General features: G+C 42.8%; 13 protein-coding genes. All 13 read right to left on the bottom strand.

All coding sequences use genetic code 11. From position 1 onward, the window contains the following. Window positions 1–6: 6 nt before the first annotated feature. Window positions 7–1,914, bottom strand: coding sequence for an acetate--CoA ligase (acs, locus tag POV27_RS15090; RefSeq protein WP_272863623.1), 1,908 nt, complete (start codon window positions 1,912–1,914; stop codon window positions 7–9). 82 nt (window positions 1,915–1,996) lie between these two features. Further along, window positions 1,997–2,518: a GNAT family N-acetyltransferase gene (locus POV27_RS15095; protein ID WP_272863624.1), complete on the bottom strand. Its 522-nt coding sequence runs from the start codon at window positions 2,516–2,518 to the stop codon at window positions 1,997–1,999. A 14-nt stretch (window positions 2,519–2,532) separates the two neighbouring features. Continuing rightward, window positions 2,533–3,264: a VIT1/CCC1 transporter family protein gene (locus POV27_RS15100; protein ID WP_272863625.1), complete on the bottom strand. Its 732-nt coding sequence runs from the start codon at window positions 3,262–3,264 to the stop codon at window positions 2,533–2,535. Between the two features lie 258 nt (window positions 3,265–3,522). Further along, the gene (locus POV27_RS15105) at window positions 3,523–3,969 is read right to left on the bottom strand and encodes a GNAT family N-acetyltransferase (protein ID WP_272863626.1); all 447 of its coding nucleotides are present in this window, start codon (window positions 3,967–3,969) and stop codon (window positions 3,523–3,525) included. Next, a complete protein-coding gene (locus tag POV27_RS15110) occupies window positions 3,966–4,742 on the bottom strand; it encodes a hypothetical protein (RefSeq protein WP_272863627.1) in 777 nt (258 codons plus the stop codon). The genes POV27_RS15105 and POV27_RS15110 overlap by 4 nt, the downstream gene beginning before the upstream one ends. 3 nt (window positions 4,743–4,745) lie before the next feature. Further along, window positions 4,746–5,090 (bottom strand): hypothetical protein, encoded by a 345-nt coding sequence (locus POV27_RS15115; protein WP_272863628.1) that lies wholly within the window; start codon window positions 5,088–5,090, stop codon window positions 4,746–4,748. 1 nt (window position 5,091) lies between these two features. Then, window positions 5,092–5,490, bottom strand: a complete 399-nt coding sequence (locus POV27_RS15120) for a hypothetical protein (RefSeq protein ID WP_272863629.1) — start codon at window positions 5,488–5,490, stop codon at window positions 5,092–5,094. 148 nt (window positions 5,491–5,638) lie between these two features. Further along, window positions 5,639–7,351, bottom strand: a complete 1,713-nt coding sequence (locus POV27_RS15125; protein WP_272863630.1) for a sodium:solute symporter family protein — start codon at window positions 7,349–7,351, stop codon at window positions 5,639–5,641. Further along, a complete protein-coding gene (locus tag POV27_RS15130) occupies window positions 7,348–7,629 on the bottom strand; it encodes a DUF4212 domain-containing protein (protein ID WP_272863631.1) in 282 nt (93 codons plus the stop codon). Before POV27_RS15130 ends, POV27_RS15125 begins: the two co-directional genes overlap by 4 nt. Window positions 7,630–7,727: 98 nt before the next feature. Continuing rightward, window positions 7,728–8,111, bottom strand: coding sequence for a hypothetical protein (locus POV27_RS15135; RefSeq protein WP_272863632.1), 384 nt, complete (start codon window positions 8,109–8,111; stop codon window positions 7,728–7,730). A gap of 197 nt (window positions 8,112–8,308) precedes the next feature. Further along, window positions 8,309–9,103: a hypothetical protein gene (locus tag POV27_RS15140; RefSeq protein WP_272863633.1), complete on the bottom strand. Its 795-nt coding sequence runs from the start codon at window positions 9,101–9,103 to the stop codon at window positions 8,309–8,311. Window positions 9,104–9,224: 121 nt separating this feature from the next. After that, on the bottom strand, window positions 9,225–9,968 hold the full coding sequence (locus POV27_RS15145) for a LytR/AlgR family response regulator transcription factor (protein WP_272863634.1): 744 nt from the start codon (window positions 9,966–9,968) through the stop codon (window positions 9,225–9,227). Between the two features lie 4 nt (window positions 9,969–9,972). Further along, a complete protein-coding gene (locus POV27_RS15150; protein ID WP_272863635.1) occupies window positions 9,973–11,919 on the bottom strand; it encodes a histidine kinase in 1,947 nt (648 codons plus the stop codon). Window positions 11,920–11,928 lie beyond the last annotated feature (9 nt).

Here is an 11,928-nt window from a genome sequence, read left to right on the forward strand (position 1 = left end):
TTCAAATCACAAAGCTTCCTTCATAATCGCTTCCACCACTTCGGGATTAAGTAAGGTGGAAGTATCGCCTAGGTTATCGGTATCTTGATGGGCGATCTTTCTTAAAATGCGTCGCATGATCTTTCCACTACGGGTTTTGGGCAATCCAGGCGTAAACTGAATCTTATCCAATTTGGCAATGGGGCCAATGCGTTCGGTAATGAGCTGATTGATCTCCTTTCGGAGATTATCGTTGTCCCGTGTTTCGCCCACTTCCTTCAGAATGACATATCCGTACAAGGCGTTTCCTTTAATGTCATGCGGGAAGCCTACAATGGCACTTTCGGCTACAGCGGGATGTTCATTAATGGCATCCTCAATAGGAGCGGTTCCCAAATTATGACCGGAAACGATGATCACATCGTCTACGCGGCCTGTGATTCGGTAGTAACCTGTCTGATCACGAAGCGATCCGTCGCCTGTGAAGTATTTGTTTTTGAAAGCGGAAAAATAGGTGTCCCGATAGCGCCCGTGATCGCCCCAAATGGTTCTAGCCATGCTGGGCCATGGGAATTTTATGCACAATCGTCCGCTAGCTGGATTCTGTGAAATCTCCTTGCCATTTTCGTCCATAAGGCAGGGCTGAATCCCAGGCATAGGTAAGGTGGCAAAGGTTGGGATGGTAGGGGTAGCATACGGAATGGGTGAAATGAGAATACCTCCTGTTTCGGTTTGCCACCACGTATCTACAATGGGACTGTTTTTCTTTCCGATATTATCATTGTACCAATGCCAAGCTTCTTCATTAATGGGCTCTCCTACAGTACCCAATACTTTTAGGGATGAGAGGTCGTACTTTTCTACATAGCTCAAGTTCTCCTTAGCCAAGGCTCGAATGGCTGTAGGTGCGGTATAAAACTGATTGATTTTATGCTTCTGAACGATTTCCCAGAATCGCCCCCAATCGGGATAAGTGGGAACCCCTTCGAACATGACGGTGGTAGCACCATTGGCCAACGGGCCATAGACGATATAACTATGTCCGGTAATCCAACCGATATCGGCCGTACACCAATACACATCGTCCTCCTGATACTGAAATACATTTTTGAAGGTAAATGCCGTATACACCATATATCCAGCTGTGGTGTGTACCATGCCCTTGGGCTTTCCGGTAGAACCGGAAGTGTACAAAATGAACAGGGGATCCTCGGCATCCATTGCTTCTGGGACACAGTCTTTGTAGGCATTGTCCAATAAGGGCTGTAACCAATGGTCGCGCCCTTCTTTCATGGAAATTTTGGAATGGATACGTTGGGCTACCAACACATTTTCTACCCCTTCACAGGACGTAAGGGCTTCGTCTACAATACCTTTTAAGTCGATTGTTTTGGGACCGCGGAAAGAACCATCGGCCGTAATGACCATTTTGCAATCACAATCATTAATGCGCGTCGCCAAAGCAGTTGCCGAAAAGCCCGCAAACACAACGGAGTGAATCGCTCCAATCCTTGCACAGGCCAATACCGAAATAGCCAATTCGGGTATCATGGGCAGATAAATACATACGCGATCCCCTTTACCTACACCCATTTCCTTCAGTACATTGGCAAACTGACACACTCGTTTGTGTAATTGCCGATAGGTGATGTGTTCTGCAGGCTCTTTGGGGTCGTTCGGTTCAAAAAGGATGGCGGTTTTATCGCCACGATGGGTTAAATGCCGATCGATGCAGTTTTCGGTAATGTTTAGTTGTGCCCCTTGAAACCAAGATACCTCCGGCTTTGAAAAATCCCACGAGAGTACTTTATCCCATTTTCGTTTCCACTGAAAATGCTCTTCGGCAATTTCTTCCCAAAAAATCTCGGGCTGGGCAACGCTTTTTCGGTATACTTGAAAATACTCTTCTAGGTTTTTAATGTGGTATTGACTCATGGTTCGGCAACTTCAATAAAAATGGTGAGCAACGAATTTAAACAAGATAATCCATTTATGGGCATAGGAAGAATGATATTGCTCAGGAATTTACCTCCAATTTCATGACATAGTCACGTTGGGGTTCGTCCCCAAGCATAAAGGGATGGATCCCGTCTTTGTAAAACCCATTCCGTTCGTAAAAATCGATGGCTTTGGTATTCTGATCCCAAACACCCAACCAGATATATGGGAGCTTTCTTTCTTTGGCTACTTCGATGGATTTCAACAGCAGGGCATGTCCCAAGCCTTTACCATGGTGTTGGGGTGAAACGTAGATACGCTCTATTTCCAAGGAATTAGGAAAGCGGGCTTCGGTTTGGGTTTCGCCTTCATTCAGTTTAATGTATCCCGCCAAAGTACCTTTGGACCGAATGAAGAAATAGTGAATGTCTGTATTTTGAATTTCCGAAGCTAAGTGGGCCGAATTGAAATGTGTAGCGATATAGGACTTCATATTCTCGGGCGTATTGAAGGCGGCGTAGGTATGGATAAAGGTGGCCACGGCCAGTTCCCGAAGTTGTTCAACCTCAGCCAAAGTCACAGGTGTGATATCAAAATCCATTTGCTTCATATAGACTAGGACCCAACGATTAATTGCTCTAACAGATCGCCCACAAAATAAGCCACAAAGGCGGCAATGGCACCTAATGCTAGGGTTTCTAGGACTCCTTTCCAGATTTTAGTTTCGGTCACATAGGTTTTCAAAAAGCCGATGAAAATAAATCCGATTCCAGCGAGGACACAAGTAATAAGGAAGCGGTCTCCCGATATGGGGTAGAAGTAATCCCAAACATAGGTAAGCAAGGGGATAAGACCAATTAAGAGGAACGCCATATAGGTAACCAGTCCCATTTTAAAGGGAGATTTGGTTTCCTCGATCATTCCCAATTCTTCTTTCATCATAGCATCTACCCAGCGGTCACGATCGGCCGTAATCACCTCGACCACCTGTTCCAGTAATTCTCCTTCAAACCCTTTGGCCGCATAAATTTCCCGAATTTCCTCCCGCTCCACATCGGGAAGGTTATCGACTTCCCAATATTCAACCTGCTTGTGTTTTTGGTAATTGTCTTTTTCCGATTTGGATGAAAGGTAAGCCCCAATGCTCATGGCGAAGCCATCGGCCAGTAAATTGGCAAATCCAAGGATGATGATCACCGCACTGTCCAATCCTGCACCCACGGCACCTGCTACCACGGCAAAAGTCGTAACGCAGCCATCGATCCCACCATAGACGAATTCACCAAGGTAGGCCTCATACTTGCTTAAAAAGCCTTTTTTGGAGTGTAGTACGTCTTCGTTATGCATGATGCGGATATTATAAGTGGTTGTAACCTACTTCTTAAACCTGTTTTTCTTTTCGTTCATTTTGTCTTGATACAAAACCAACCAAAAAATCAAGAAGTTTTCAAGGAAATTTTTGTGATTATATCACAAAACCACTGTCAAATCCTTTCGTTGCATGCTCCTTTTTGCTGCGCAAAACGCAGTTCCACTCGATTTGCAGTTATTTCTGTGAAAACTTCGGTCGTGAATAGGTTAAAGGTATAAAATTTAAGAGGAAAATTAGATCGGTTTTTTAAAACATCGGCTGGTTTCTACACCTATGTATTGTCCATAATTTGGGATGGGCGAAAACCCATATTTTTGATAGAGGGCAATGGCGGCCTCAAAACTAGCACCGGTTTCTAAAATGAGATGGGTATACCCCAATTCCTGAGCCCAAACTTCCAATTCTTGAAGGACTTTACGGCCAAATCCCTTTCCTCTTTGGCTGGGAAGCGTGTACATCCTCTTTATTTCTACCGAATCCTTATCGAAAGGTTTCATGGCGCCACAAGCTGCTGCTTGGTCATCTTCGTAGAGAACGATCACATGATTCAGGTTTTCAATGCTATTGAATTGATCATAGTAGTCGTGCATATCGCCATCCTTAACCGTAAGAAAGGCGTCCAGTTCGGCTACGAGTTGTACAAAGTCGGGATGGGTGGAGTTGGTTCGTTCTAGTTTCATGTTGTTTTTTGGGTTCCTATGAGATAAAGGACCACTCCGGGTCCGGATTTTACCTTTCCGATGTTCCAATCGAATTGATCATGATTCTTTACTTGTGTAACTAGTCCTTGCATTTCTTTTACCGAATAGGTGCGAAGTGAACTCACCATCCCATCCCACCACACGAAACACGGAACAATTGGGAAAAGATAGGTAAAGAAGATCCTTCCGAATTTGAAGGGTCGAATAAAGGGGGTCGTTAGCAAAACCGTGAGAGGTGAAAAGAACATGCCCAAGAAGCTGGGAAGGCTTCGTTCCTGCCCTTCGAAAATGGCAATGGCATTGTTCGAGTCCACCGCATTCTGAAGAATTTGCACCGCATCTTTCGGCTTAAAATGATGTAGGGAAAGGAATTGGGTTCGCAATCCGGTAAGATGTTCAGGGACCTCACGAGCATCCACACGATTTACTTCATAGTCAAAATTAGGTGCCTGTTTTCGGGAGTATTTGAAAGCAGGAATGTTGGGATAATAATCGGTTAGGGTAATGGTGAGTTCTGGAAAGGTTTTTTGCAATTCACCGTTCAGCCATAACAATCCGCCGCCACCGCCGGAAGCCAAATCGATGATCTTTTGGGAATCACTTTTACGAAGGGCTTCTTCCAAAAGGGAAACAATGGGTTTATACAACTTGGTTTTGTTGGAAAGGAACTGCAGGAAATCCGTTCCGTAATTGCGCAGTACTTTTGGAAACCACTTTTGATCTTCGAACTCAAAAAGGTGGATCCTTCCCATGACCTATTTCTTTTTTCGGGGATTGGGTTTTAAGGAATTGACATAGGTCAATCCTTTTCGCAGATAACTGCCAACCAATTCAGTATTGGAAAGGAGGTCTTCGGGAATGAGCACATAGTCCTTCATCACGGCACCGTAGGACTTATACACTTCCGTTCCTGGGTAGGTAGCGGAGAATTCGGCTTGATCCTCTTTGCTCATCCTAATGCCCATTTCGCCTGCTTTATTCACCAACGAATACATATAGGTGTTGGAAGAGGTATACGGCATGGTTTTTCCCAACCGATCAATTTCGGGAAGGGTGTCTATAATGGCGTCATACTGCTTTAGGCATTCTTCGAAAGTCATACTAATCGGTCTTTACTGCAACTACTTTTTTAAGTAGCCATGTAAAGATAGCAATTAAAAACCCAGTTCCCAACCCAACAATAGGCCCTGTGAGAAGCACCCAATAGCGGGCGCGAATCCAATTGGGATTACTCAAGACTTGGGTATAACCTTCGTTGTTGACCAGGTAGGTATCGAAGAAGATCGATTCTAGAATGTTGTGAAAAATACCCCAGAGCGTGCCAATGGCCAAAGCGGTTGGAAACCATTTTTCGGGGATATATCGAGAGAGCATATAGGCAGTAAGTAAGCCAAAGAGCGTCCAGAAAATAATAATCCACGGATTTCCGATGCCTTTAACTAGTAAAGCTCCCATAAGCACGCCTATGGGAGAAAGAAAGAAGATAAATCTCCAATTCATGTGATCTATTTTCTATAGATACACGTAAAAATGGGTTTTGGATGAGTTATGCCTGAATTTAATTTTGGTGATTACCTCTTTCGCCTTCTCGCTAGCATAAGCTTATATATAGGAGGATAAAAACCAAGACCTAAAAGGTCGTGGTTTCTTATTTCTCCAAAGCCTCCCCAGCACCACTGGGAATACGGATGTTTTCCACAATTTCCTGAACCTCATCCGGAGGGGATTTTGTCAAGGCATTGACTGTAAGGGAAACAATAAAATTGACGATCATGGCGACTGTACCGAAACCTTCCGGGGAAATGCCAAACCACCACTGATCTTTCAATCCATCAACCGCAGTCTTACCACCATCGAAAATGCCAAATTTGAATTTCAACATGTAGAATAACATCAACGATATTCCGACGATCATTCCTGTAATCGCTCCTTCCTTGTTCATCTTTTTATAGAAAATACCCAATACAATAGCTGGAAAGAAGGAAGCGGCGGCCAAACCGAAGGCCAAGGCCACCACAGCGGCTACAAATCCGGGGGGATTGATACCAAAATAGCCTGCAATGATCACAGCCACCCCGGCCGAAATACGAGCGGCGGTAAGTTCTCCTTTTTCAGAAATTTTGGGATTAAACACCTTCTTAATCAGGTCATGCGATATAGACGAGGAAATCACCAGTAACAATCCAGCAGCGGTCGATAGGGCTGCAGCTAATCCACCGGCAGCGACCAAAGCGATGACCCAAGCAGGTAAATTGGCAATTTCGGGATTGGCCAAAACCATGATGTCCCGATCTACGGTAAGCTCGTTGAGTTCGGCATTGGCCACATATTGAATGGTGCCGTCTTGGTTTTTATCTTCAAAAGTAAGTAGTCCTGTATCCTCCCAATTCTTGAACCATTCTGGCATTTCGGAATAGGGTTGATCACTCACCGTATTCAATAAATTGGTTTTGGCAAATACTGCCACCGCAGGTGCTGTGGTGTATAAAATAGCGATCAGTAATAAGGCAATCCCGGCCGATTTCCGAGCATCCCTTACCCTTTTCACCGTAAAGAATCGGATGATGACATGGGGCAATCCTGCTGTTCCCACCATTAGCGCCAAGGTAATCGCAAAGACATCCATTTTGCTTTTGGTACCGCTGGTGTATTCAGAAAAGCCAAGCTCTGTGGAAAGTCCATTCAATTTTTCCAAAAGGTAGGTGCCCGATCCATCGTTTAAGGTGCCTCCCATGCCGATTTGAGGTACTGGATTTCCTGTCATTTGTATGGAGATAAAAATGGCAGGAACCATAAAGGCAAATATGAGTACACAGTACTGCGCTACTTGGGTATAGGTGATGCCTTTCATTCCACCGAGTACTGCGTAGAACAATACGATGACCATGCCGATAACAACTCCGAGATTAATATCTACTTCCAGAAAACGGGAAAAAACGACGCCTACGCCCCGCATTTGTCCCGCTACATAGGTAAAGGATACAATAATGGCGCAGACCACAGCAACGATTCTTGCCGTCTTTGAATAGTAACGATCCCCTATAAAATCCGGAACGGTAAACTTTCCGAACTTCCGAAGGTAAGGCGCTAGTAAGAGTGCTAATAAGACATAACCTCCTGTCCATCCCATGAGGTAGACGGACCCGTCATAGCCTGCAAAGGCAATGATTCCGGCCATGGAAATAAAGGAAGCGGCCGACATCCAATCGGCGGCCGTAGCCATTCCGTTGGCCCAAGGGGAAACTCCGCCTCCAGCAACATAGAAGTCCTTCGTTGAGCTAGCGGTAGACCAAATGGCAATGCCAATATAAAGGGCAAAGGTGATGCCCACGATGATAAAGGTCCAGATCTGTACACTCATGGGGTTTCGGTTTTATCGGAATCATCGAAACCATACTTCGCGTCCAAACGGTTCATAAGATAAACATAGATGAAGATGAGGATCACAAACACATAAATGGAGCCTTGTTGAGCGAACCAAAAGCCCAGTTTAAATCCACCGATTTGAAACTGATCCAATTGCTCTTTGAATAGAATTCCGGCGCCATAGGAAACGGCAAACCAAATGAGCAGTAAAATGAAAAGGTAGATAAGGTTTTGCCTCCAATAAGCAGAAGCCTTGCTTTTTTGGGATTTCATAGGTCGGTTATTGCATCTATGTCTTCTAAGATACAAAAAACAAAATCCCCTATAGCACCTTGGTAAATAGGTGCTATAGGGGAAGCTTAGAGATAGGTTTAATCACAATCTGGAATGGTAGACTTTATCTCGTCAAAACTCGTACATGGTATTGCATTGACCACAACTCTATAGGAGGTTCCGGTCGTCAATACCTGATTCGTGGTATGCGTATTTCCCGATAATGTCAATCGACCTCCATCTACCCAGTTTCCAGCTAGGTCGTAAATGGTATATTTTAATACCACGCCACTTCCGCAATTGTTTACCGTTATAATAAAGCTTTCGCATTGTGGAGTTACTGTAATGCTGGCCATTGATTTACTTGCATCGGAAACCACTAGATCCGCAGTTGAGGATTCTTCGGCTATGGATGCTTCGCGTGAACAACTCGTGAATGCTAGTAAACCAGCACATAGAAATAAGACAACAAAATTTTTCATAATACAAATGTTTAAATACCACCTACTCTATTTGAGGCTTTTCGGTTTCCGCCTTGTTGTTCGAAGATGGTGCAGGTTGTGAGGAACTACAAAGGGATTTGTGTAAGTGCAGCTGTTTTTTGATTAAGTGTAAACTGGATCTGTTTATGGCATAAAAAAAGCCACCCAAAGGTGGCTTCAAATGATGAAAAAGTATCTTATCCATTGCAATTTTGTCCGCATAGAAAGTCGGTAAAATCGTTTACCGGGATTTCGTTGTAATCGCAAAATTGGTTTGTAGCATCCACGAAAGGTCTAACAACCACAATGTTCTTATTCACGATGTAAGCATTGTCTATTACCGGCACTCCTGTAGAAAAGGCAAAGGTGAATCCTGGACTCAATATGAAACCATTATTATACCCGTCTTCGTTCAGTGGGTGTGCCGTGGTTGAAATGTTTATTACCGAATCTGGCCCAGGGGAAAAATCCAGCCCAGAAGGGAAATACAGTTCGAGACAGTTGGTTTCAATAATGTCATACAAAAACTCAGTATAGGGGGGCTTTGCATTATTCCCTCCACCCAAAGGTGGGTCCGGCCAAGTACAACAGGTATCAGGGTCGGGACAATCTTCTCCGCAATTGTGCAATTCAAAAAAGCCTTCAAAAGCATCATTGAAATGTGCAGGGGTCACGGTATCTCCAATTAAATCTGAAAGGCGGATACTGCTGGCTCCATTATTTGTTAGTGTCATTACTTGATCCCTTGCGAGGGGATTCTGTAGTAGGGTGACTGCTGTTAAAAAAGAGGCCCATTGCATTCTAGATTCCAAGCTCACGGCATTACTTCCCCCGCCTTTTCGGCTATCAAGCAATCCTGGAGGTGTATCAGCTTGGGTATCCAATATTTCAGTTTGTTCCAACGAGAGATTTTCCTGAAGGTCCTTTTGCTCTTCGGTCTCACAGGAAACAATACACAAACACAAAAGGATCAAAATTTTAAAACGATTCATAACATGTATTTTTAAATTAACTGAGGAAATTTACTCTTTTCGAATGCAGTTCATCCTCGTAATATTCTAACTGTGTCCCTTTTTCGAGTAACTGCATAAAAATCCTTGATAGTTGCATATTCTATGCATTGAATATATTCTCCAAAACGCCTTTAAGCTTCCTGCCGGATACGGGAATCTGAATGTCACCTATCAATGTGAGCACTCCCTTTTTATCGTATTGTTTTACATGGAATTTATTTACTACAAAGGAATGATGACAGCGAATAAATTTGTTCTCGGGTAAAAGCTCCTGCATTTTGGATAGTGTTTGGGTGACCATGATCCGCTTCTGATCTACCGTATAGAAAATGGTATAGTTTCCGTCCGATTTGCAATACACAATATCATCTTGAAAGACCGTATATAGCGTTTTTGAGGTTCTCAAAACAATTCGGTTTTTTTCTTTTCCCGTGTAATGGTCATTTACAATTTCTACGAGTTTCTTGGTGTCCGGCTGCTTTTGGCCATTAGACATCAATTTATTCACGGCGCCTACGAATTCATTTCTATCAATGGGTTTAAGGATATAATCCAGAGCCCCAATCTTTATGGCTTTAATAGCGTATTGATTGAAAGCAGTGATAAAAATGACCTGAAAGTTTTTATAAATGACCTGAGAGATGACATCGAATCCAGTTCCGTCTATGAGCTGAATGTCCAGAAAAACCACATCCGGTTTCACTGTTTCTATAAGCAATACCGCTTCTTTTACACTTTCGGCTTCTCCTACCATAGAAATGGTGGTTGCGAAATAAGTCGCCAACAAATCTGAGATTTCTTTTCTTACATGAATTTCGTCGTCTATTATCAGAGCTTTCATCATAGGTTCAGTTTTTGTAAGGAAGGTGAAGCCTTACGATAAGGCCTCTATCATTTTCCGATTTCTCGCTTTTATTTATGTACTCTATTTCCTTTCCAGTGGTCTTCTTTAGAAATTTTGCTATTAAGGCCGTGGATCGAGTACTTTGGTCAGGATTGGGAGGGAGGGATCCTATACCATTGTCTTCTATTTCGCAAAATACGAAATCGTCTAAAATGACAACACTAAGATCAATTTTTCCTTTGATATTCGGGTCGCTGAATCCATGCTGAATACAATTTTCAACAAAGGGTTGTATCAACATGGGAGGAACCAAAACATCCATGCGGCCATTCTTGCGATGCATCTGAAATGTAAAACGAGATGGAAACCGTAAAGATTGCAATTGTAAATAGTTTTCTATGGATTCTAGTTCATCTTTAAGAGGGATATAGTTGTCTTGTGAGTTTTCGAAAATCAAGCCCAATAAACGAGAGAATTTAACCAAGTAATCGACCGATTTTTCTTGGTTTTCCCTAATAAGTCGTTGAATGGCCGAAAGTGCATTTAAGGTGAAATGCGGATTCATTTGTGAGCGTAATAAACGTTGTTGCATTAACAATTGCTCCCTTTCAGATTTTATGGTACGCTGCCTGTAGAAGAGAACCCCTATGGCGATTAATAAAAACAAGAAGCATATAGAGATAATCAGCCAATTCCGATTCTGTTTTAGCGTGAGGTTATTGATCTCCAATTCCTGTTGAGAAATCAACAAATCCCGCTCACGTTTATTGGCTTCGGTGAGCGCCAATAATTCGGCCTCCATCTTTTCCTCATGTACTTTGTTTTGATGGGTACGAAGCTTATCTATAGAACTAAGTAGGGATCCAATATCATTTTGGGTTTCGTAATCCAGTTTTAGTTGGTATTTCAACACATTCTGATAGGTGGAAGGCTGTACGTTGTCAATTCCCAATAAGAACACAGAGTCGGCGTACTTTCGGGCCAGATCGTATTCCTTCAATTCAATGCAAACCTCCATGATATTGGCATATTGACTCCCCAGTCTTTGATTCCTTTGGCCACTTTCCAAACTAGGAATACGCTTTATTTCTTCCAGGGCTTTTTGATAGTTTTCCCGACTCTGGGAATAATCCTTAGCATAAAATCGTAATATCCCGTATTTATCATATAACTGAGCCCTTAGGTTTTCAGAAAAGCCATCACTTTTTTCCGCCAGGCTATCTAAAATTTTAAAGGCGTCTTTCGAGTTGCCCAAATTGAAGTATTGCAAAAATGCTTGGTCTATCTTTTTACGGGTGAGATTGGAAATATCTCCCTTTTCTGAATATGCTTTAGCCCCTTTTTCACTAAATTCTAAAGCCATGGAGTAATTTTGAAGGCTCATATAGACATTCTCGGAAAAATCATAGGCCAAAGCGAGATTTTCGAAATCATTAGGAACCAGAAGTGATATGAAACGGTTACTAATACTTAGACCATTGGTATGATCTTCTAACAGCAAATACAAACCCCAAGCTTTCCGAAAATAAAGAACCTCCCTTGGAGATTTTATCGAATCCTGAACCCATTGGGTGGCTTTGAAATAATGAACGGCTGCAGAATCCAGTTGCTCTTCGTTTTCAAAATACAGCCCTATCAAATATTCGTTCTCAGCGCGTAAGGAATCCGGTATTGAAACTTGGGTGCTGAACAATTGCTCGGCTTCTTTCAGAAAAACATAACTCGAATCCTGTATAGAAATTTTGGACTTTTCCTGTAGTTCTATAATACTGTTGATGGAAGCCTGAACCCCTTCTTCCTTTTCCTTGCACGAGTAAAGGGAGAAAATGGTGAATAACAAAAAACCGAAAAGGGGAAACTTCATCAGCAGGGGAACATTGATGGAAGTAAGATACCAAAATTCTGGATGTATGAAGTGAATCCTATTAGGGGGAATAAAAAAACAGGGCATTGCGCCCTG

Origin of the sequence: Aureisphaera galaxeae (genome assembly GCF_028561275.1) — a bacterium.
GTDB classification, from domain to species: Bacteria; Bacteroidota; Bacteroidia; order Flavobacteriales; family Flavobacteriaceae; genus Aureisphaera; species Aureisphaera galaxeae.